Raw genomic sequence first — 20,725 nt, forward strand, 5'->3', positions numbered from 1 at the left:
AAGTCTGGCCTGCGCCGACTCCGAATTGCTTGACCGAACTTGCTCAGTCCCCCTCGACGCGCCGGATCTCAGGTCGAGCTGGCAGACTGTCAGGGACACGACCTGACCGACCACTGATTAGGGGTTGACTTCGACGATGGACCTTCTGCTGCCGCTGCTGCTGGTTGCTCTGCTCATCCCGATGTTCCTCGGCGTTCGCCGACAGAAGCGGGAGATGGCGAAGGTGACCGAGATGCGCGACAACCTGAAGGTCGGCGACCGGGTCGTCACCACCTCGGGCATGCTCGGCACGGTCACCGAACTCGACGATTCGACCGTCGATCTGGAGATCGCCGAGGACGTCATCACCACGTGGGAGCGTCGCGCGATCCTCGAGGTCCGCAACGAGGAGACCGCGGAGACCGAGGACGCGGCGGACGACACCGCCGACGCGGCTCCGGCCGACACGGTCACCGAGACCGTCGAGGACGCCCCGAAGCTGACCAAGGACTGACACCTCCCCGCGCCGTCGGGCCACCGCGATCCGGTGACCGGCGGCGCGTTGGTGTGTGCCCGCTGCAACCACATTCCGCCTAGGAGATACGAAACAGTGCCACCTTCCCAGGGATCGGCGCATCCATTGCGCCTGCTCGGTGTTTTCGCCGTGCTGGTGGCCGCGATCTACGCGCTGGTGTTCTTCACCGGTGATCGATCGGCGACCCCGAAACTCGGCATCGACCTGCAGGGCGGCACCCGCGTCACCCTGACGCCGCGCACGCCCGACGGCGGCAAGCCCAGCCAGGACAGCCTGCGCAAGGCCCAGGACATCATCGAGCAGCGCGTCAACGGGCTCGGCGTCTCCGGCTCCGAGGTCGCCATCGACGGCGACAATCTGGTGATCACCGTGCCGGGCGACGACGGCGGACAGGCCCGCACGCTGGCCACCACCGCCAAGCTCTACGTGCGCCCGGTGCTGCAGACCATCCCGGCGCAGAAGCAGGGCGCCCAGCAGCAGCCGCAGCAGCAGCCGAGCGCCGCGCCGAGCACCGCCCCGGCCGTGCCGACCGACGGCGCCGAGCCGAGCACCTCGGCCGCGCCGACCACCACGGCCGCGCCCACCGGCGAGGCTCCGGCCGCGCAGAACCGCGTGTTCCCGGCGCAGAACCCGACGCCCACCCCGGGCGCGGACACCCCGGAACAGCAGGCGCAGAAGGAGATCGCGGCCGCCAAGGCGCTGCGGCAGAGCACCGATCAGACCGTGCAGCAGACCGCCATGCTCACCATGGACTGCTCCAAGGTCGATCCGCTCGCGGGCAACGACGACCCGAACCTGCCGCTGGTCACCTGCTCGCAGGACCACACCACCGTCTACCTGCTCGACAAGAGCCGGCTCGACGGCCAGGAGATCAAGGACGCCTCGGCCAGCTTCGACTCCAAGGGTTCGCGCTGGGTGGTCAATGTGTCCTTCAAGTCCGGCGGCGCCGACACCTGGGGCAAGCTGACCACCGAATACCTGCAGAAGCAGCTGGCCTTCGTGCTCGACTCGCAGGTCTTCAGCGCCCCGCAGGTGCAGTCCGGCGGCCAGTACGGCGGCAGCACCGAGATCTCGGGCTCGTTCAACAAGAACACCGCCACCGAGCTGGCCAACACCCTGAAGTACGGCGCGCTGCCGCTGTCGTTCACCACCTCCGAGGCCGAGACGGTCTCGGCGACCCTGGGTCTGTCCTCGCTGAAAGCGGGCCTGATCGCGGGCGCGGTGGCGCTGGTCATCGTGTTGCTGTACTGCCTGCTGTACTACCGCATGCTCGGTCTCATCACCGGTTTCTCCCTGGTCGCATCGGGTATTGCGGTCTATGGATTGATGGTGCTGCTCGGGCGCTGGGTGAACTTCACCCTCGACCTGGCGGGTATCGCCGGTTTGATCATCGGTATCGGCACCACCGCGGACTCGTTCGTGGTGTTCTTCGAACGCATCAAGGACGAGATGCGCGAAGGCCGCAGCTTCCGCTCGGCGGTGCCGCGCGGCTGGACACGCGCGCGTAAGACGATCCTGTCCGGCAACGCGGTCAGCTTCATCGCCGCCGCCATCCTGTACGGCCTCGCGGTCGGCCAGGTGAAGGGCTTCGCCTTCACCCTCGGCCTGACCACCGTGCTCGATGTGGTAGTGGTGTTCCTGGTGACCTATCCGCTGGTGCTGCTGGCATCGCGGACGAACTTCTGGCAGAAGCCGTCCGTCAACGGCCTGGGCGCGATCCAGCAGGCGGCGCGCGAACGCAAGGCGGCGGCCGGGGTCCTGGCGGGGAAGGCGTGAACGACATGACCGAACGTATCGACGAAGAGCCACAGGAGCTTTCGCTCGAAGCCGAGCGGAACCTGCCGAAGCACAGCTTCTTCTACCGGCTCTACACCGGCACCGGCGCGCTGGACGTGGTCGGCAATCGCAAGCGCTGGTACGCCATCACCGGCGTGATCGTGGCCATCGCCATCGTCAGCATGGTGGTGCGCGGCTTCACCTTCGGCATCGACTTCGAGGGCGGCTCGCGCATCCAGTTCCCGGCGGACGGGGCCACCACCAGCAAGACCGAAGAGGTCTACCGCTCGGCCATCGGCGTCGACCCGGTCTCGGTGCAAACCGTTGGCGTGGGCGGCAATTCGACCATTCTGATCCGCTCCGAAGCGCTCGACCAGTCGCAGGTCGGCAAGCTGCAGTCGGCGCTGTTCGAGGCCTTCCACCCGAAGGACAAGAACGGCAATCCGTCCGCGGCGGCGATCAGCTTCTCCGATGTGAGCGAGACCTGGGGCAGCCAGATCACCGAGAAGGCGCTGTGGGCGCTGCTGGCGTTCCTGGTCGTGGTCGCGCTCTACATCACCATTCGCTACGAACGCGATATGGCCATCGCCGCGCTGGCGGCGCTCGGCTTCGACCTCGCGGTCACCGCCGGCGTCTATTCGCTGGTCGGCTTCGAGGTCACCCCCGCGACCGTGATCGGCATGCTGACCATTCTGGGCTTCTCGCTCTACGACTCGGTCATCGTGTTCGACAAGGTCGAGGAGAACACCCACGGCATCCTGCACGTCACCCGGCGCACCTACGCCGAGCAGGCCAACCTGGCGTTGAACCAGACCTTCATGCGATCCATCAACACCTCGCTGATCGGCATGCTGCCGGTGATCGGGCTGCTGGTCATCGCGGTCTGGATGCTGGGCGTGGGCACGCTCAAGGACCTGGCGCTGGTGCAGCTGGTGGGTCTGGCGGTCGGCACCTACTCCTCGATCTTCTTCGCGACGCCGCTGCTGGTGTCGATCAAGGAACGCTGGGGACCGGTGGCCGCGCACACCCGCAAGGTGCTGGCCAAGCGCGCCAATGCCGGCACCGCCCGGGTCGGGGTGGCGGCGGCGCAGCGCGCGGGCGCGGCCGGCCGTCCGATGGCCGCCGCGGCGCCGGGCCGGGCTCGCGGTGGCGAAGCGCCGCGCGCCGGTGCACGACCGACCGGAAAACGAACCAAGAGACGGCACTGAGAAAGTAAGCAGGGGGCTCGTCAATGAACCGAACAGTGGATGCGCCGGAGAGCAGGGACACCGAAGTGCGCCGAGAAACGGAAGAGACTGCCGCGGAAACCACCGCGCCGCAGGAGGATTCGGCCGCCCGCCCGGAATCGGCGCGCGAACGGCTGGACTCGATGATCGACCGGATGGACGCGGTCATCGACGAGTACGACGCGGAACGGAGCGAGAACGCCGAGGCGCGTGCCGATTCCGGGCACGGCCGCGGCGGGCGCGGTCCCGGCCGTGAGGTCGGCACCCGCGAAGCGGCCACCCGGCCGGGCAGACGACGATCGTGGGACGGCGGATTCACCTTGCGGCGCGGCGGTGTGGTCACCGCCGGCCGCGGGGCGATGGGATGGTGACGGCGCGGCGCGGGGCCGCCGCGCTGCTGGCCGGTGTGCTCACGGTGGGTGCGCTCACCTCCTGCGCCGGCAAGAACCAGGTGCCGTCCATCGGCTACGGCGTGGACGCGGTGATCGCCAGCTACAACGGGGGCAGCGCGCTCGGCGCGAACGGCGGTGCGGCCGCGGTGTTCTCGCGGGTGCTGACCGGGTTCTTCTACACCGGACCCGACGGGCAGCCGGTCGCCGACACCGATACCGGCACCGCCAAGGAGGTGCCGGGCGAGGCGCAGACCATCCAGTACCGGTTGAATCCGGACGGGGTGTACTCCGACGGCGCGCCCACCGCGTGCGACGACCTGGTGCTGACCTGGGCCGCGCGCAGCGGCCGGTTCACCAAGGCCGGTCCGGGCGGGCCGGTGCCCATGTTCGAGGCCGCCAGTACCTCCGGGTACAGCGATATCGAGCGGGTGGACTGCCAGCCCGGGTCCAAGGACGCCACCGTGGTGTTCCGGCCGGGCCGCAAGTACGTGAACTGGAAGACGCTGTTCACCGCCGCCGAACTGATGCCCGCGCACGTGATCGCGACCGCGGTGAAGGCGCCGAACGTGGTGGCGCCCTTGCAATCCGGTGATCAGGCCACGGTGGAGAAGATCGCCGATTTCTGGAACAACGGCTGGAAGCTCACCCCGGGCAAGATCGATCCGTCGGTGCTGCCGTCCTCGGGTCCGTACCGCGTCGAATCGTTCTCCGACAAGGACGGCCTGGTGCTGGTGAAGAACGAGCGCTGGTGGGGCAACGCCGCCAAGACGCCGCGCATCGTGGTGTGGCCCAAGAACTTCGATCTGAAGTCCAAGATCGAGTCCAAGTCGGTGGGCGTGGTCGACATCGGCGCGGGCTCCTTCGGCGATATCGGGCTGGGCGGGTTCTCGAAGGAGAATCAGCCCGGGCGGGGCGCGGAACAGCTGGTGCTCGCCACCGGCGGGGTGTTCGGATCCGTCGATGCCCGCCGCGCGTTCGCGCTGTGCGTGCCGCGGCAGGCGCTGTTCGACAAGCTCGGGCATCCGGGATACACGGTCAAATCCGGGCTCGGCTCGGGACCGCTGAACTCGCGCGTCCAGCAGCAGGATTCGATCTACTACCCGGCCACCACCGGCGCGGCCGACCGCTACAAGGGCGGCGACGCGGGGGCGGCGAGCCAGGCGGCGCAGTCCTCCGGGCTCAAGGGGCAGACCGTGCGCATCGGCTATGTGAAGCCCGATGAGCGCCGGGCCGCGACCGTGGCGATGATCACCGAATCGTGCCAGGCCGCGGGCATCACCGTGGTCGACGCGGGCGCGCCCGATTTCACCGCGGCGCAGCTCACCGAGGGCAAGGTGGACGCGGTACTGGCCGGAACGGCGTCCATGCCGGGTCCGTCGGGTTCGCTGACCGGTAGCGAGGCCACCGCCGCGCTGCGCACCGGACAGGGACTGAATTTCGGTCGTTTCGGTAACGGCCGCTACGATGCCATCGCGGATCAGCTTGCGGCCGAGCAGGACTCGGGCACGACGCTGAACCTTTTGACCGAGCAGGAGAACCTGCTGTGGAGCGAGATGCCGTCCGTCCCGCTGTTCGCCGAACCGCGCACCGTCGCGTTCGGTGACGGCTTGAAGAACGGTGTCACGAGCCCCACCCGGGCGGGTGCGGGCTGGAATATGGATCGCTGGGTACTCGAGCGGTGATCGGCCGCGGCGGCGTGGTGACGAGGAGTGGGTGGAGATGAGCAAGCACGAATTGGTGGACTCGGCCGAGGCCGCCGGTGAGCGGACCGCGAAGGCGGCACAGGCGGTCGAACGCCTGACCCGCTGGCACGACGACTTCCCGACCCCGGGAGTGCGTTTCGCCGATCTCACGCCCGTGTTCGCCGACGCGGAGGGCTTCCGCGCGGTGCTGGACTGCTTCGCGGCCTGCGCCCCCGACGCCGACCTGGTAGCGGGCGTGGACGCGCGCGGCTTCCTGCTCGGCGCGGGCGTCGCCGCCATCCTCGGCACCGGCGTCATCGCCGTCCGCAAGGCCGGCAAGCTGCCGCCGCCGGTCATCTCCCGCGAGTACACCCTCGAATACGGTTCCGCCGCACTCGAAATCCCGGCCGACGGCATCGACCTGAAGGGCCGCCGCGTGCTGCTCCTCGACGATGTCCTGGCCACCGGCGGCACCCTCGCCGCCGCGGCTGAGCTCTTCAAGGCCGCCGGCGCGGAGGTCGTAGCCGCCGCCGTCGTCCTCGAACTCGGCTTCCTGGGCGGCCGTGACCGCCAGGGCGACTACCCCCTCACCTCGGTCGTCAAGCTCTGACGCTCGCGCACCCGCGCATCTCGTTCTGCGTCGTCGTCATCCAGGCAGGCGTTGCCGGGATCCCGCCTGGCATGGTGAGATTCCGGCCGGCGGCACGCCGGAATGACACGGCACGGGTGCGGCCGGAGCGGCGGGGGAGCAGCGCCCGCTGACCGTCCGATTTGGCCGGATGACAGGTCGCGGCCAGGATCACACCGAACGGTCCTGCTGTGAAGGCTTGCCGTGCGGGCTGATTCGTTCGCGGCCACAATATGTGGGGTGAGTACCGCAGCAGGAGGTCCGGCCGCACCGTTCGTCGCGTTCCTCGGTGCGCACGTGAACGAGGTGGCGCGCGAGATGGTCGCCGCCATCCTCCAGGTCGCCCCGGAGTATCAGCAATTGCCGTACGGCGGCGTCGAACAGGACGTGGTGCGGCGGGCCGAGGACAACCTGCGCCTGTTCCTGCGGCTGCTGGCCGAGGGGCGCGAACCCCGGCCCGCGGATCTCGAAGCCATGATCGAGGTCGCGGTTCGCCGTGCGCGCGAAGGCATTTCGCTCGAAACCGTGCTGGCGGTGTATCACCGCGGCGCGCTGGCCGCCTGGAACTATCTCGTCGCGGCCGCCCGCACCGACACCGACCGGGAAGAACTGCTGGCGGCGGTGCCGCAGCTGCTGGGTTATCTCGGCGCGGTGGTGCCGGGCGTGGCCGCCTCGTACCTGCGCGAGCGCCAGGACCTGCACTGGGAACAGCGCGAGGTGAAACGCGCGCTGGCACTGGCCCTGCTACAGGGCAAACCCGCCGAACTACTGGCCGAGCGATTCGGCCTCGCACTGCACGGATTTCACGTCCTCGCACTGCGCGCCGGCCCGGAAGGACCCGAAGGCGTCCGCCCCGCGCTGCGCGTCATCCACGGCGAGCTCGAAGCGCTGTCCCCGCAGGCGCTGTCGGTGCTCGACCGCAATGGCGGCTGGGTGCTGCTGCCGCACAGCGAACCGGTCGCTCGCCTTGATACCGCGGTCGCCCGCATCGCCGCCGCCACGAGCCTGCGCCTGGTCGCCGGAAGCGCCACCGCGGCAACCGTTGCGGAGATCCCGGCCCGCGCCGAGGAAGCCATCGAGATCGCCCGGCTGGCCTGGAACCTGAACCGCCCCACCGGCGTCTACCGGATGGCCGATCTCGCCCTGCAATACCAGTTCGCCCGCCCCGGCCCCGCCCGCGCCTGGCTGCTGGGCCTGCTGGAACCGCTGTCCGGCCAACCGCATCTGATGGACGCGCTGCGGGCCTACCTGGCGCACGACCACAATCGCGTGGCCGCCGCGGAGTCCCTGGTGGTGCACCGCAATACGCTGAATTACCGCCTGGGCCGCATCGCCACGCTGACCGGCTACGACCCGGGCCGTTCCGAGCACACTCCTCTGTTCGCCGCGGCGCTCACCGCGCTGGACCTGTCGGCCGGTGACCTCTAGCGGGTTACCACCCGGGCGATGAATCCGGTGACCAGTAACCAGAAAATCGCCGCCAGACCATAATTGACGACTATGTCCAAATCGCCGTTGCCGGTGTGAAACATGTTCGGGAAGAACACCGCCAGCGGCTCGGCGAACGATTTGATGAACGTGAACGCGCGATTGGTCTGATCGACGTCGAGCACGAGCATCACGATGTACAGGCCCTCGGTCAGGGCGAACACTGCACCGACCGCGCCGATGATGCGCGCGGCGTGTGTCTCGTTCTGGGTGTGCGGAGACATAGGGGATATATGCCCCCTGGGTGCCCCCGGGAAACTGCGTCAGTAGCGCCCCACGATCCGTGCGATGAATCCGGTGACCACCAGCCAGAAAACGGCTGCCAGGCCGTAATTGATGACGATGTCCAAGTCGCCGTTGCCGGTGTGGAACAGACCTGGGAAGAAGAGGGCCAGGGGTTCGGCGAGGCCCTTGATGAAGGTGAAGAACCGGTTGGTCTGGTCGGCGTCGAACACCAGCATCAGGATGTAGATGCCCTCGATGAGGGCGAACAGGCCACCCACGGCGGTGATGATGCGCGCCGCGGTGCCCTCGTGGGTGCGGTAGAGATAAGGCATACCGTCCGGATGCCCGCTGTGCGCTGGTTGAAACGGTCCGCGCGGTCCGTGAAAGTGGATGTCGGACATGGCATGATGTCCCGGTGATCACCGCGGCGGCCGTGAGCGTCCGGGCGTGAAGCCCAAGGTCCTGATCGGGGCCGCCCTCGGCATCCCCTTGGCGCTGGTCGCCCTGCTGCTGGTGATCATTCTGCCCGCCACCGAGACCAGCTGCGGGCCGGGTACGCCGGCGGTGCCGAGCGCCACCACGGCCCGGACCGAACCCAATTGTGCCGCTACCGGACTCGCCGCCGAGAACGGGTTGCAGGACGGTGCGCTGCGGGCGCTGCGATGCGTGGTGGCGCGGTTCGGGACCATGGACGTGCGCGGGGTCGTCGCCGACGACGCCTACCCCGATCACCGGGAAGGGCGCGCGGTCGAGTTCATCGTGGGCGACGATGCGGCCAAGGGCGATTCCATCGTGGCGTTCCTGCAGGAGAACGCGGCCGCCTTCCGGGTCGACTACGTGATCTGGAAGCAGCGCAGCTGGACGCCCGGCGCGGCCAGCGGGGCGCAGTGGAAGCCCCTGGCCGATCGCGGCGACGCGGCGCGCAATCACCTGGACCGGGTGCAGGTCACCATCCAGACCGCGGCCGCGGCCACCTCGGTGCCCGCGCAGATCGACGTGTCGCTGGCCGCCATGCCGGGCACGGTGAACGAGGCCGGATCGCTCAGCGGTGCGGGCCGTCGCCAGTATCCTTTGGCCGCAGGCACTTTCACCATCTCCGATGTGTTCGGCGCGCGCGGCGGCACCCACCTGGGCGTGGATATGGCCGCCCCGAACGGCACCCCCATCTACGCCGCCTCCGACGGCCTGGTGGTGGCGGCCGGTTCCGCGTCCGGATTCGGCGACTGGATCGTCATCGACTCCCTGGACCAGACCGGCAAACGGTATTCGACGGTGTACGGGCACATGTACGACAACGGGCTGTTCGTGAAGACCGGCGATATCGTCACCATGGGCCAGCACATCGCCGACGTCGGCTCCAACGGCGAATCCTCCGGCCCGCACCTGCATTTCGAACTGGTGCCCGGCGGGCGGCTCACCGGCGGCCATCAGGTCGATCCCATTGCCTGGCTGGCGGGTGCGAGCCTGCCCACCGCCACCACCCCCAACTGCGAGAACGGATTCGGCACCGCGGGCGGCAATCTGGCCTCCGGGAAGGTGCCCGCCGAACTCGAGATCTGGTACCGGCGCGCCGGGTCGCTGTGCCCGCAGATCAGCGCGTCGCTGCTGGCCGCGCAGGGACAGGCCGAATCCGGTTTCCAGCGCGGGCTCACCTCGGCGGCGGGCGCGCAGGGCCTGGCGCAGTTCCTGCCCGGTACAGCGGCCGCGCTGGCCCCCGACGGGCAGCCCTATGTCATCGACGCCGACGGCAACGGCAATGCCAGCGTGTGGGACGACGGGGACGCCATCATCGGCCAGGGCCGGTACATGTGCGCCATCGCCCAGACCGTGCAGGGCTGGATGCAGCAGGGCAAGGTTTCCGGCGATCTGACCGAGCTCACCATCGCCGCCTACAACGCGGGCGAGGGCGCGGTGCTGGCCTCGGGCGGTATGCCCAGTCAGTACTCGGCGCACTACACCGAGACCCGGCCCTACGTCGCCAAGATCATGGCGGCCGAGGCGAACTTCCGCAGCATGGGCAGCACCGGCCGCTTCACCGCCGACCCGAATGCCGCGCTCGGCCCGCAGATCGCCGAGGCCGGACGCGAATGGGTCGGCACCGCATACGTTTTCGGCGGCGGCGGCACCGCCGGGCCCAGCAACGGCGGTTTCGACCAGCCCGGCCTGACCGCCGCCGCGGTCTTCGCGGGCAGCGGCGGCACGATCAGCCTGCCGCCGACGGCCGAACAGCAGTGGGAACAGGGCGTCGAGGTGGCCCTGCTCAAGGCGCAGGCCGGTGACCTGGTCTTCGGCGATTTCGGCACCCGCGGCCCGGCGACCGTCGGCATCTATCTGGGCAGCGGCCGCATGCTGTACGCCGAGCCCGGCGGCAAGGTGAAGGAATCGCCGTTGCAGAACGGCATGAAGGCGCGCCGTCTCACCCGGTGAGCCGGGTTACCGAAATTTTCCCTTGCCCCGCCGCGTTGACTCCGGATAACTTGGGACCGTTCCCATTCCCGTCCGATCGGAGTCCAGACGTTGATTTTCTGAGGTAGTCGCAGCCGTGGCCCGCATCTCGCGCGCCGCATTCTTGCCACTCACCTTCAGGAGGACTTATGTCTACGTCTGCTGTTTCCCTTTCCGACCTCACCTTCGCGTGGGCGGACGGCACCCCCGTTTTCGACGGTCTCGACGCCATGCTCGGACCCGGCCACATCGGCCTGGTCGGCAGCAACGGCGCGGGCAAATCCACCCTGTTGCGGCTGGTCACCGGCGAATTGATGCCGCAGCGCGGCTCGGTGACGGCGACCGGGCGATTGGGCTATCTGCGCCAGGACCTCGGCTTGGCCGCCGGGCAGCGGGTGGACCAGGTGCTCGGCATCGACGGGGTGCGGAAAGCGCTGCACCGCATCGAATCCGGTACCGGCGAGGAGACCGACTTCGAGATGATCGGCACCCGCTGGGATGTCGAAGAACACGCCGTCGCTCTGCTCGGCCGCCTCGGATTGCACTATGTCGCAAGCGATGTGGGGCAACTCGATCGCCGCCTGGACACCCTGTCCGGTGGTGAGACGGTGCTGCTGGGCCTGGTGGCGCAGCTGCTCACCGAACCCGATGTGCTGCTGCTGGACGAACCGACCAATAATCTCGACGTCGTGGCGCGCGAGCGTCTCTACGAGGTGATCGGTCAGTTCACCGGCACCGTGCTGACGGTCAGTCACGATCGCGAACTCCTCGATCGCGTCACCACCGTCGCCGAATTGCGCGGCGGTGAGATCCGCTTGTTCGGCGGCAATTTCTCCGAGTACGAACGGATCGTCGACGCCGAGCAGGAGGCCGCGCGGGCCGCCGTCCGCGATGCTCGCGCCGATGTGCGCAAGCAGGCCCGGGAGCTGGTCGAGACCCGTATCAAACTCGATCGGCGGCTGCGGTACGGGCAGAAGATGTGGGATCAGAAGCGCGAGCCGAAGATCATCATGTCCGAGCGCAAGCGGCAGGCCCAGGTGTCGGCGGGCAAGCTGCGCAACAATCACATCGGCAAACTGGAGGACGCCAAGGAACACCTGACCGACGCCCAGGACCGGCTGCGCGACGACCGGGAGATCCGCGTCGACCTGCCGGACACCCGGGTGTATCCGGGTCAGGACGTGATCGACCTGGAGGCGGTGCGGCTGGCCTGCGGGCCGACGGTGACGCTGAAAGTCACCGGGCCCGAACGCATCGCGCTCACCGGGCGCAACGGGATCGGGAAAACGACCCTGCTGCACCGGATCCGGGAAGAGCATCCCAAGGTGCCGTGGCGAATGCTGCCGCAGCGCCTGGACATCTTCGACGAAACCAGCACGGTATTCGAGAATGTCGCGGCCATCGCGCCGCACGCCTCGCCCGAACGGATTCGATCGCAGCTGGCCAGGTTCTTGTTCCGGGGGAGCGACGCCGATGTGCTCGCCGGCGCGCTGTCGGGCGGCGAACGCCTGCGGGCGGCGCTGGCCATGCTGCTGCTGGCCGAACCGTCGCCGCGGCTGCTGCTGCTGGACGAACCCACCAACAATCTCGATCTGCCCAGCCTGCGGCACCTCACCGAGGCGCTGGCCGCCTTCCAAGGGGCATTGATCGTGGTCAGCCACGATCCGCGCTTCCTGGACGAGATCGGGGTGACCCGCCGCCTGGAACTCACCGCGAACGGGCTCACGGGATGACGGGATTGCGGGGACCGCGGGTGCGCGGTTCCCGCAAACCATTCTGAAGATCCGGAACGGTCGCCCGGCGGCCCGGGAACGATCCGGCCGCGATGCGGCCTCGAAAACGGTGCGGGACCGGGTATTGTTCATCGCTCCGGACCAGTTCGGACGGGCGACGATCACCGTCACGGTAGTTGTCCGATTCCAGGACTAAAGTGGGTGATCTGGGTGGTTGAACGGTCCGATAAGGTAGCTCCGATCGAGGCCGGGAGAGGTGGTGGCATGACACAGAATCTGGAGAAGGCGAACCCCGGGCAATCCGGGTCCGACGCGCCTTCGACGCCGCCTGCCCAGAATCAGGCGAACGGGGCGGGCCGCAACGCCCCCGCCGCCGTCCCGACTTCCGCCTCCCGTCGCGTGCGCGCCCGCCTCGCGCGCCGCATGACCGGACAGCGCGGCATCGCCGCCGTCAAGCCGGTGCTCGAACCCCTGGCCACCGTGCACCGCGAGCTGTACCCGAAGGCGAATCTCGCTCTGCTGCAACGGGCTTTCGACGTCGCCGACGAGAAGCACCAGCACCAGTTCCGCAAGTCCGGCGACCCGTACATCACCCACCCGCTCGCGGTGGCGAACATTCTCGCCGAACTCGGTATGGACACCACGACTTTGGTGGCGGCGCTGCTGCACGACACCGTCGAGGACACCGGGTACGCGCTCGAGGATCTGACCAACGAATTCGGTACCGAGGTCGCGCATCTCGTCGACGGCGTGACCAAGCTGGACAAGGTCAATCTGGGTGCGGCCGCCGAGGCCGAGACCATTCGCAAGATGATCATCGCCATGGCCCGCGACCCGCGCGTGCTGGTGATCAAGGTCGCCGACCGGCTGCACAATATGCGCACCATGCGCTTCCTGCCGCCGGAGAAGCAGGCCAAGAAGGCGCGCGAAACCCTCGAGGTCATCGCCCCGCTGGCGCATCGCCTGGGTATGGCGACCGTGAAATGGGAGCTCGAGGACCTCGCGTTCGCGATCCTGCATCCCAAGAAATACGACGAGATCGTGCGCCTGGTCGCCGACCGCGCGCCGTCCCGCGACACCTACCTGGCCAAGGTGCGGGCCGAGATCGTCAATACGCTCGCCGCCAGCCGCATCAACGCGGTGGTGGAAGGCCGCCCCAAGCACTACTGGTCGATCTACCAGAAGATGATCGTCAAGGGTAAGGACTTCGACGACATCCACGACCTGGTCGGCATCCGCATCCTGTGCGACGAGGTGCGGGACTGCTACGCGGCGGTCGGCGTGGTGCACTCGCTGTGGCAGCCGATGGCCGGGCGGTTCAAGGACTACATCGCCCAGCCCCGCTACGGCGTGTACCAGTCGCTGCACACCACGGTCGTGGGCCCGGACGGCAAGCCCCTGGAAGTGCAGATCCGCACCCAGGACATGCACCGCACCGCCGAATTCGGCATCGCCGCGCACTGGCGATACAAGGAGACCAAGGGCAAGCACTCCCAGGACTCCACCGAAGTCGACGATATGGCGTGGATGCGGCAGCTGCTGGACTGGCAGCGGGAAGCCGCGGACCCGGCCGAGTTCCTGGAGTCGCTGCGCTTCGACCTGAAGTCGCCGGAGATCTTCGTGTTCACGCCCAAGGGCGATGTGATCACGCTGCCGCAGAAGTCGACCCCGGTCGATTTCGCGTACGCCGTGCACACCGAGGTCGGGCATCGCTGCATCGGCGCGCGCGTCAACGGGCGGCTGGTGGCGCTGGAACGGCAGCTGGAGAACGGTGAGGTCGTCGAGATCTTCACCTCCAAGGCGCAGAACGCGGGACCGTCGCGGGACTGGTCCAACTTCGTGGTGTCGCCGCGCGCCAAGGCCAAGATCCGGCAGTGGTTCGCCAAGGAGCGCCGCGAGGAAGCCCTGGAAGCGGGCAAGGACGCCATCTCCAAGGAAGTGCGGCGTTCGGGTCTGCCGTTGCAGCGGCTGATGAGCGTGGACGCCATGAGCGCCCTCGCCCACGAACTGCACTACACCGACATCTCCGCGCTGTACGCGGCCGTCGGCGAGAACCAGGTCTCGGCGCACCATGTCGTGCAGCGTCTGATGGCGCAGCTCGGCGGCGTCGGCGATGTGGAAAACGAACTGGCCGAACGCAGTACGCCGTCCACCGTGCCCTCGCGTCAGCGCGGCACCGGGGACGCCGGCGTCGAGATCCCCGGTGCGCCGGGCACGGTCGCCAAGCTCGCCAAATGCTGCACCCCGGTGCCGGGCGACGAGATCATGGGTTTCGTCACCCGCGGCGGCGCGGTCAGCGTGCACCGCACCGACTGCACCAATGCCGATTCGCTGCGCAGCGAACCGGAGCGCATCATCGAGGTGAAATGGGCGCCGTCGCCGTCGTCGGTGTTCCTGGTCGCCATCCAGATCGAGGCGCTGGACCGCACCTGCCTGCTGTCGGACGTGACCAAGGTGCTCGCGGACGAGAAGGTGAACATCCTGTCCGCCTCGGTCATGACTTCCGGTGACCGCGTGGCGATTTCGAAGTTCACCTTCGAGATGGGCGACCCCAAGCACCTGGGCCACCTGCTCAATGTGGTCCGCAATGTGGAAGGGGTCTACGACGTCTACCGGGTGACCTCGGCGGCCTGACCCCTACCCGGTCAGGACACGAGGCAGGCGGGACCGACCTTGGTGGCGGTCCCGGCCGTCACCGTGGTGGTGAACACGACGTCGGAGCCGAATTCCTGAGCTTTGAAGGTGTGCAGGCCCTTCCAGCTCGGGTACCAGGTGGTGGTGCCCTTGCCGGTGGCGTCGGTGACGACGCCGATGGGGTTGAACGACAGCCAGTAGCCGGTGCGCTCGTTGTTGTCGGTGTTCTCGTCCATGAGCGAGACCGAGGTGTTCGGCTTGGCGGTGACCGTCACTTTGTATTCGCAGCCGACGCCGTAGGAGCTGGAGCTGCCGAAACTGAGGCCGGGGGACGGGTCCACGCCGCTGATGGTGGCGCCGGCCTGCGGGGCGGCCAGGGTGACGGCGGTGGCGACGACGCCGAGCGCGGCCGCCGGGCCGAGGGTCTTGCTGAGGACTGACATGTCGGGCGATCCCTTCTCACACTGTGATTCCTGCGTGGATGATCTACCCTCGAAGCCGGGACGTTACTCCTGCTAAACATGTCGGATTTATTTGGGCCGCTGCCGATTACGTCGCGCGGGCGGACGGCGGTGAGATGTTCCTTACGCGGTGCTAACCTTCGGTGACGTCGCGGAAACCGCCTCCTCCTAGCGTATACACGCATGTCGACAACTCTGGCTTCGCGAGCCGGCGGTTCGGGGGGCAGCCTGCGGGACGGGGTGTACACCGCGCTACGCGCCGAACTTATGAACGGGGAGATCAAGTTCGGGCAGCGGCTCACCGAGCCGAAACTCTGTGCGCGCTTCGGGATCTCGCGCACGCCCATCCGGGAAGCCCTGGCCATGCTCGCCACGGACGGGCTGCTGCGGCGTGAGGAATACGGGTTCAGTCCGGTGCGGCCGAGCATTCCGCTGATCCGGAATCTGTACGAGCTGCGTATCACCCTGGAGCTGAGCGGGATTCAGCGCGCCATCGACAATCCGGCGGTGGTGCACGACCAGTCGGTGCTGCGGGCGGAGCGGGACCGGTGGCTGCGGCTGCGCGCCGACCCGCCGCCGCAGGAACCGGGATTCGTGGTGGTGGACGAGGAATTCCATGTCGCACTGCTGGATTCCTCCGGCAACTCCGAGCTGACCCGGGCGCTCACGGCGGTCAATGCCCGGATCCGCCACGTGCGCATGTACGACTTCATGGTCAACAATCGCGTCGAGGTGACCATCGCCGAACATCTGGCGATTCTGGACGCGGTGCTGAACGGGGAACTGCCGCTCGCGTACGAACTGCTGCGGCGGCACATCGGCGAATCCCTGGACGTGGTGCTGGAGCGGGTGACCAGTGCGATCGTGGCGATGACGCTGGCGACCGAGCAGGAGTAGGGCGGGGCACGGCTTTTCGCGACGGTTGCCCCAATGATCTCTTAAGCCTTCGAGAAGGGCCGCCGGGCAATCTCCCTGGTAGCGACCGGTTGCTTTCACCGGTCCGGTTTCCCGGGGAGGGGGCTCGAATGTCGGTTCTGTTCGGATCGCTGTGCGCGATCCCGATGGTGTTGATCGTGATCCTGCTGGCGGTGGTCGTGCCCCTGCAGATCAAGGCCGAACAGGATCGGCTGGAACGGTTCTCGCGGTGGGCGGCGGCGCAGGGGTGGACCATGCGCAAGGCGCCCCACGCTCCGTGGACGGCTCGCCTGCCCGGGCGCAGCCGGCGCGGGCTCGGGGTGACGTTCACCGCGCGCATCGACGGGCACTGGGTGACCGTCGCCGAATACTCCTACGAGACAACCGATTCCAGTGGGGAGAACACTACGACCAGCAGGCATTGGTTCGTGGTCGTGCTGATCCAGCTCGATCGCGGCTACCCGGCCATCGCGGTCGGGCCGCGCGGGGTGTTCTCGCAGTGGGGGCGCAGCCTGTTCGGGGACAAGCCGACCGCGACCGGCAACGAGCTCTTCGATGCGCGGTTCAAGATCACTGCCGCGGATCCGGTGGCGGCGAAGGCGGTGGTGACGCCGGCGGTGGTGCGGGCGTACCTCGGCGGTCCGCTGCCCGCGTGGAGTCTGGTGGGCAATGAGCTCCTCACCTATCGCAAAGTATCCGGGAAGCTCACCGACCCGAACCAGGTTCCGGCGCACGCCGCGCCGCTGCTGCACATCGCGAATCTGCTGGGTCGCTGGTAATCGCTCCGCGCGGCGGTTCCGGCCGGTAGCCTGGGGTTAGCGCGGGGGCGAATCGTGGACATGCAGTGCCAACCGGCGGACCCCGTGTGCCGCATGTGGCCGCTCCGGTCCCATTCCGGGCTTCGGGCGGCGACACTCGTTGGGACCGGGAAAGATTCACGAGCATTCCGTGATTCGATGCCGGTTTGCTCCAAGCGTCGTGGGGCGGCTCGCCGGATTGCATCCGTCGGGGAAATGCACCCCCGTCGTGGCTCCGCAGACTCCGGTCGTGACAGCACGCATCACCCGATGATGCAAGGTGTGGGCCGTTGGATACGTGCACGGCGCTCGGAGTACGAGACGGCCCGGAGGCTCGCGCTTCCGGGCCGTTGCCCATTTCCGGGCGTCAGCGCTCGAGCCAGTAGCGGTGCAGGCGGTCGGCCAGTTCGGCCGGGCGGCTGAGCATTACGCAATGGCTGCCGTCGATCTCGTCCGGTTCGATGCCGAGGCGGGCGCGCACCAGCGGGCGCATGAAGTCCGCGGGCAGGAAGCGGTCGTCGCGGCACAGCAGGAAGCGGGTCGGGACGTCGGGCCAGGCGTCCAGGGGGATCGGCTGATCGCCGGCGTTCTCGTGTTGTTCGCGGCCGCGGGCGAGGGCTTCGGCGGCCAGGGCAGCGGGCACATCGTGCATGAACACGTCGATCACCTGCTCCTCGGTGTCCATCCGGATACCGAGCGCTTGGTGCCCGCTGGCCGCCCACCATTTGTCCGGCGCTTCGCCCGGGACCGGGATCATGGCCGTCAGCAGCACCAGCAGGTCCGTGTCGCGGCGGGCGCTCACCACCGGTGCGACCAGGCCGCCGAACGAATGTCCCACCACGACCACCTCGGTCCGGTCCCCGATCTCGGCGAGCACCGCGTCCGCGTACTCCGAGACGCCGGTCTCCGGGTCCTCGATGGGCAGATCGACCGCGATGACCTCGTGTCCGCGCGCCCGTAGTTCCGGCGCCACCAGATGCCAATCCCAGGAACTGCTGCCGCCCCCGTGGATCAGCACGAAGGTGGCCGGTTTGTTCTCACCCTGCTGTTCGCTCACGGTGAGCCTCCTCTCATCCGATTGCTCCCCAAGCGCTTTCGCCCCCGGAAACGCGCTGCCTGAACCCGATTGTGCCCGCACCCACCGACAGACGGGCCCGCAAACCTGAGAGAACTGCAAGGAAACCCTCAGGCTCCCGCAAGTTTCCCGAGCCACCCTGGAGTGGACATCCCCGAGTTGCGTGAGGTGCGAAATGGTCGAGCTGGAGGTCACCGGGAGCACGGTGACGGTGCATGTGGAAGGTATCCATCGAGTCCTGGCCCTCCACGAACACGTCACCTTCGACCTCGCCGACGTCACCCGGGTATCGCTCGCTTCCGTCGACCTCCGCCCGCCGTGGGTCCGCGCACCCGGCACCTTCTTCCCCGGCGTGATCGCCGCCGGGATCTTCCGCGGCAAGGGCCGCAAGGAATTCTGGGACACCCGATTCGACGGCCACGCCATCCAGATCGACCTGGCCGGCGCCTCCGTCACCCGCCTGGTCGTCGACGTCCCCGACCCCCACACCGCACTGCGCACCCTCACGGCCGCCGCGGCGGCCTGAGGCCGGGGCTCAGCCGATTTCCTCGGCCAGTCCGACGATGATGCCCTCGGGGCCGCGCACGTAGCAGAGCCGGAAGATCTGTTCGTACTGCTCGATCGTCCCGACCAGTTCGGCTCCGCGGGAACGCAATCGAGCCACTACCTCGTCGATATCGTCCACCGCGAACATGATTCGGCGTATGCCCAGGGTGTTCGCCGGCGCGTTCTTCGGCTCGGGCCGCACCGCCCGCGGCGCCCGGAACATCGCCAGCTCAACCTTCCCGTGCCCATCCGGTGTCCGCAACATCGCCACCTCCTGCCGAACATCGTCGACCCCGATAATGCGCTCCACCCACCGCCCCTCGACCGGGCCCCGATTCTCCAACTCCATCCCGAGCTCGACGAAGAACCCGATCACGGCGTCGAGGTCCTCGACCACGATGAGCACGTTGTCCATCCGCTGAATCGCCATGTTCGCATGTTAGGTGTGGTGCGGCGGTAGGCTCGGTGCATGGGCGGCGGTGCGAGGTCGGGCTCATGAGTGCGGGTGGCAGCGGTGACGCCGCGTTCACCGGGTCGATCGCCGAGATCTACGAGACCGTGCTGGTCCCGATGATCTTCGCGGAACCGGCCCGCGCGCTCGCGGAAGTGGTGGCGGCGGCATCCGGGGCCGACCTGTTGGAGACCGCTGCGGGCACCGGCGCCCTGACCCGGGAGCTGGCTCGAATCGAGCGTTTCGACATTGTCGCAACGGATTTGAACGGGCCGATGGTGAAAGCGGCAGGCGGTCGTCCCGGGGTGGAGCGGGTGCGCTGGCAGGTCGCGGACGCACTGGAACTGCCCTTTCCCGATCGTTGTTTCGACGTGGTCGCCTGCCAGTTCGGGGCAATGTTCTTTCCGGACAAAGTGCGTGGCTTCCACGAATCGCTGCGAGTCCTGCGCCCCGGCGGCATGTTCGCGTTCAACGTGTGGGACCGGATCGAGACCAACCCGGTAGCCATGGTCGTCACCGAGGCGCTCTGCGCGGCCACCCCCGCCGAGCCACTGCATTTCATGCGCCGCACCCCACATGGATACTTCGACGCCGACCGGATTCGCGGCGAGCTGACGGAAGCCGGATTCGACCGGATCACCGCCGAATACCTGGAAGGCGTCAGCCGCACCACCGCCGAACTCGCCGCCCTCGCCTTCTGCCAGGGCACTCCGCTGCGCGGCGAGATCGAACGCCATTCGACCCTCGACCTGGACTCCGCGACCACGATCGCGCATCGGGAATTGGCCGAACGCTACGGGCCGGGAGAGTTCGAAGCACCGACGCGCTGGCTACAGGTGACGGCCCGGCGGCCCGCCTGAACCGCCCGGCCGCACGAGCGCCGGGGATCATGCCGGTTCGCGTTGTGCGGCAATGCGTTCCAGGAGCCGAGTGTGGGTATCCGGGTCGGCCGCGGCCAGCAATCCGTGTGCTGCGGATTCGACGGCTCGGCCCGACAACCCGCTCACCGCGCATCCCGCCGCCCGGCACAGGGCGATGCCGGCGCTGAAGTGGACATTGTCCGTCATATCGCCGTCGGTGAGGTAGGCGGTGCGGCGGCCGGCGGCGACCCAGGCCAGGGCCAGGGAGGTGGACAGGACGCGGGGGTGGAATTCGGTGGTGAAGAGGTCGTCGTCGAGTAGTCGGGCCGGGCGGAACCAGTCTCGATTCGGGCTCGGTGGATCCAGGTCGAGGTCGACCAGACGGGTGCCGGACTTCGGGGAGAGCGGTCTGTCGGTTCCGCCGTGGCGGACGAATGCGCCCTGGCCCGAGGTCCAGAAGACCTCGGCCGCAAAGGGATCCGCGACGGCGGCGACGGTGATCCGGCCGGCTGTGCGGAGGGCGATGTTCACGGCCACGTGGGGTACTTCGGCCGCGAAATTTCTGGTTCCGCACAGGGGGTCGATCAGCCAGGTTCGTTCGCTGCCGCTCGCGCCGGTGCTGCCGGACTCCTCGGCCAGGAAACGGTCGGCGGGGCGGGCGGAGCCGATCATGGCGAGGATGGTCTGCTCGGCCGTCAGGTCGGCCTGGGTGGCGAAATCGTCGGCGTCCTTGGCGTAGTGGGTGAGGGGGCCGCCGAAGGCGGAGCGGATCACCTCGGAGGCGGCTTCGGCTGCGCGGATGGCGATTTCGGCATCGGTCTCGGGCACGGGGCGCACGTTACGGGACGCGGGTGAAAGGTGGGGTTCGTTGCCGACC

General features: G+C 68.3%; 20 protein-coding genes. 14 read left to right on the plus strand and 6 right to left on the minus strand.

All coding sequences use genetic code 11. The annotated features are described in order from the left end of the window. Nucleotides 1-136: 136 nt before the first annotated feature. The 7 genes from yajC to LTV02_RS06065 all read left to right on the plus strand — a co-directional run bounded on the left by yajC (nucleotide 137) and on the right by LTV02_RS06065 (nucleotide 7,646). Nucleotides 137-493 (plus strand): preprotein translocase subunit YajC, encoded by a 357-nt coding sequence (gene yajC / locus LTV02_RS06035; protein WP_067722210.1) that lies wholly within the window; start codon nucleotides 137-139, stop codon nucleotides 491-493. Between the two features lie 96 nt (nucleotides 494-589). Continuing rightward, complete coding sequence (gene secD / locus LTV02_RS06040) at nucleotides 590-2,290, plus strand: protein translocase subunit SecD (RefSeq protein ID WP_233038897.1); 1,701 nt, start codon at nucleotides 590-592, stop codon at nucleotides 2,288-2,290. A 5-nt stretch (nucleotides 2,291-2,295) separates the two neighbouring features. Next, complete coding sequence (gene secF / locus LTV02_RS06045) at nucleotides 2,296-3,498, plus strand: protein translocase subunit SecF (protein WP_233038898.1); 1,203 nt, start codon at nucleotides 2,296-2,298, stop codon at nucleotides 3,496-3,498. Between the two features lie 65 nt (nucleotides 3,499-3,563). Continuing rightward, a complete protein-coding gene (locus tag LTV02_RS06050; protein WP_157762774.1) occupies nucleotides 3,564-3,887 on the plus strand; it encodes a hypothetical protein in 324 nt (107 codons plus the stop codon). Continuing rightward, nucleotides 3,881-5,590, plus strand: coding sequence for an ABC transporter substrate-binding protein (locus tag LTV02_RS06055; RefSeq protein WP_233038899.1), 1,710 nt, complete (start codon nucleotides 3,881-3,883; stop codon nucleotides 5,588-5,590). Before LTV02_RS06050 ends, LTV02_RS06055 begins: the two co-directional genes overlap by 7 nt. Before the next feature lie 37 nt (nucleotides 5,591-5,627). Beyond that, a complete protein-coding gene (locus LTV02_RS06060) occupies nucleotides 5,628-6,200 on the plus strand; it encodes an adenine phosphoribosyltransferase (protein WP_084536215.1) in 573 nt (190 codons plus the stop codon). Nucleotides 6,201-6,458: 258 nt separating this feature from the next. Then, nucleotides 6,459-7,646, plus strand: a complete 1,188-nt coding sequence (locus LTV02_RS06065; protein WP_233038900.1) for a PucR family transcriptional regulator — start codon at nucleotides 6,459-6,461, stop codon at nucleotides 7,644-7,646. Here LTV02_RS06065 and LTV02_RS06070 read toward each other — a convergent pair. Together LTV02_RS06070 and LTV02_RS06075 are read right to left on the minus strand one after the other, a co-directional pair. Further along, nucleotides 7,643-7,930, minus strand: coding sequence for a hypothetical protein (locus LTV02_RS06070; protein WP_233038901.1), 288 nt, complete (start codon nucleotides 7,928-7,930; stop codon nucleotides 7,643-7,645). The genes LTV02_RS06065 and LTV02_RS06070 overlap by 4 nt on opposite strands. Nucleotides 7,931-7,969: 39 nt before the next feature. Beyond that, a complete protein-coding gene (locus tag LTV02_RS06075) occupies nucleotides 7,970-8,263 on the minus strand; it encodes a hypothetical protein (protein WP_067722687.1) in 294 nt (97 codons plus the stop codon). 115 nt (nucleotides 8,264-8,378) lie between these two features. Here LTV02_RS06075 and LTV02_RS06080 point away from each other — a divergent pair, with 115 nt between their 5' ends. The 3 genes from LTV02_RS06080 (at nucleotide 8,379) to LTV02_RS06090 (ending at nucleotide 14,743) form a co-directional block, all read left to right on the plus strand. Further along, the gene (locus LTV02_RS06080) at nucleotides 8,379-10,358 is read left to right on the plus strand and encodes a peptidoglycan DD-metalloendopeptidase family protein (RefSeq protein WP_233038902.1); all 1,980 of its coding nucleotides are present in this window, start codon (nucleotides 8,379-8,381) and stop codon (nucleotides 10,356-10,358) included. A 167-nt stretch (nucleotides 10,359-10,525) separates the two neighbouring features. Further along, nucleotides 10,526-12,109 (plus strand): ABC-F family ATP-binding cassette domain-containing protein, encoded by a 1,584-nt coding sequence (locus LTV02_RS06085; RefSeq protein WP_233038903.1) that lies wholly within the window; start codon nucleotides 10,526-10,528, stop codon nucleotides 12,107-12,109. Between the two features lie 264 nt (nucleotides 12,110-12,373). After that, nucleotides 12,374-14,743, plus strand: a complete 2,370-nt coding sequence (locus tag LTV02_RS06090; protein WP_233038904.1) for a RelA/SpoT family protein — start codon at nucleotides 12,374-12,376, stop codon at nucleotides 14,741-14,743. Between the two features lie 11 nt (nucleotides 14,744-14,754). Here the strand turns inward: LTV02_RS06090 and LTV02_RS06095 are convergent, their stop codons facing one another. Beyond that, nucleotides 14,755-15,186, minus strand: a complete 432-nt coding sequence (locus LTV02_RS06095; protein ID WP_233038905.1) for a hypothetical protein — start codon at nucleotides 15,184-15,186, stop codon at nucleotides 14,755-14,757. A 201-nt stretch (nucleotides 15,187-15,387) separates the two neighbouring features. Between LTV02_RS06095 and LTV02_RS06100 the strand changes: the two genes are divergently transcribed. Together LTV02_RS06100 and LTV02_RS06105 are read left to right on the plus strand one after the other, a co-directional pair. Next, nucleotides 15,388-16,101, plus strand: coding sequence for a GntR family transcriptional regulator (locus LTV02_RS06100; RefSeq protein WP_233038906.1), 714 nt, complete (start codon nucleotides 15,388-15,390; stop codon nucleotides 16,099-16,101). Nucleotides 16,102-16,229: 128 nt separating this feature from the next. After that, a complete protein-coding gene (locus LTV02_RS06105) occupies nucleotides 16,230-16,898 on the plus strand; it encodes a hypothetical protein (RefSeq protein ID WP_233038907.1) in 669 nt (222 codons plus the stop codon). A gap of 385 nt (nucleotides 16,899-17,283) precedes the next feature. On the opposite strand, the gene LTV02_RS06110 is transcribed toward LTV02_RS06105, so the two are convergent. After that, nucleotides 17,284-17,973 (minus strand): alpha/beta fold hydrolase, encoded by a 690-nt coding sequence (locus LTV02_RS06110; protein ID WP_233038908.1) that lies wholly within the window; start codon nucleotides 17,971-17,973, stop codon nucleotides 17,284-17,286. 193 nt (nucleotides 17,974-18,166) lie between these two features. Here LTV02_RS06110 and LTV02_RS06115 point away from each other — a divergent pair, with 193 nt between their 5' ends. After that, nucleotides 18,167-18,517 (plus strand): hypothetical protein, encoded by a 351-nt coding sequence (locus LTV02_RS06115; RefSeq protein WP_233038909.1) that lies wholly within the window; start codon nucleotides 18,167-18,169, stop codon nucleotides 18,515-18,517. 9 nt (nucleotides 18,518-18,526) lie between these two features. On the opposite strand, the gene LTV02_RS06120 is transcribed toward LTV02_RS06115, so the two are convergent. After that, nucleotides 18,527-18,967: a VOC family protein gene (locus LTV02_RS06120; protein ID WP_233038910.1), complete on the minus strand. Its 441-nt coding sequence runs from the start codon at nucleotides 18,965-18,967 to the stop codon at nucleotides 18,527-18,529. Nucleotides 18,968-19,032: 65 nt separating this feature from the next. Here LTV02_RS06120 and LTV02_RS06125 point away from each other — a divergent pair, with 65 nt between their 5' ends. Then, nucleotides 19,033-19,848 (plus strand): class I SAM-dependent methyltransferase, encoded by an 816-nt coding sequence (locus tag LTV02_RS06125; protein ID WP_233038911.1) that lies wholly within the window; start codon nucleotides 19,033-19,035, stop codon nucleotides 19,846-19,848. A 27-nt stretch (nucleotides 19,849-19,875) separates the two neighbouring features. On the opposite strand, the gene LTV02_RS06130 is transcribed toward LTV02_RS06125, so the two are convergent. Beyond that, the gene (locus LTV02_RS06130) at nucleotides 19,876-20,676 is read right to left on the minus strand and encodes an inositol monophosphatase family protein (protein ID WP_233038912.1); all 801 of its coding nucleotides are present in this window, start codon (nucleotides 20,674-20,676) and stop codon (nucleotides 19,876-19,878) included. Between the last annotated feature and the right edge of the window lie 49 nt (nucleotides 20,677-20,725).

The sequence above is a fragment of the Nocardia yamanashiensis genome (assembly GCF_021183565.1).
GTDB classification, from domain to species: domain Bacteria; phylum Actinomycetota; class Actinomycetes; order Mycobacteriales; family Mycobacteriaceae; genus Nocardia; species Nocardia yamanashiensis.

Coding starts and splice junctions, on each gene's coding strand:
- yajC (WP_067722210.1), top strand. CDS start 137: ATGGACCTTCTGCTGCCGCTGCTGCTGGTTGCTCTGCTCATCCCGATG.
- secF (WP_233038898.1), top strand. CDS start 2,296: ATGACCGAACGTATCGACGAAGAGCCACAGGAGCTTTCGCTCGAAGCC.
- LTV02_RS06055 (WP_233038899.1), top strand. CDS start 3,881: ATGGTGACGGCGCGGCGCGGGGCCGCCGCGCTGCTGGCCGGTGTGCTC.
- LTV02_RS06060 (WP_084536215.1), top strand. CDS start 5,628: ATGAGCAAGCACGAATTGGTGGACTCGGCCGAGGCCGCCGGTGAGCGG.
- LTV02_RS06070 (WP_233038901.1), bottom strand. CDS start 7,930: ATGTCTCCGCACACCCAGAACGAGACACACGCCGCGCGCATCATCGGC.
- LTV02_RS06075 (WP_067722687.1), bottom strand. CDS start 8,263: ATGCCTTATCTCTACCGCACCCACGAGGGCACCGCGGCGCGCATCATC.
- LTV02_RS06085 (WP_233038903.1), top strand. CDS start 10,526: ATGTCTACGTCTGCTGTTTCCCTTTCCGACCTCACCTTCGCGTGGGCG.
- LTV02_RS06090 (WP_233038904.1), top strand. CDS start 12,374: ATGACACAGAATCTGGAGAAGGCGAACCCCGGGCAATCCGGGTCCGAC.
- LTV02_RS06095 (WP_233038905.1), bottom strand. CDS start 15,186: ATGTCAGTCCTCAGCAAGACCCTCGGCCCGGCGGCCGCGCTCGGCGTC.
- LTV02_RS06100 (WP_233038906.1), top strand. CDS start 15,388: ATGTCGACAACTCTGGCTTCGCGAGCCGGCGGTTCGGGGGGCAGCCTG.
- LTV02_RS06105 (WP_233038907.1), top strand. CDS start 16,230: ATGTCGGTTCTGTTCGGATCGCTGTGCGCGATCCCGATGGTGTTGATC.
- LTV02_RS06115 (WP_233038909.1), top strand. CDS start 18,167: ATGGTCGAGCTGGAGGTCACCGGGAGCACGGTGACGGTGCATGTGGAA.
- LTV02_RS06120 (WP_233038910.1), bottom strand. CDS start 18,967: ATGGCGATTCAGCGGATGGACAACGTGCTCATCGTGGTCGAGGACCTC.
- LTV02_RS06125 (WP_233038911.1), top strand. CDS start 19,033: ATGAGTGCGGGTGGCAGCGGTGACGCCGCGTTCACCGGGTCGATCGCC.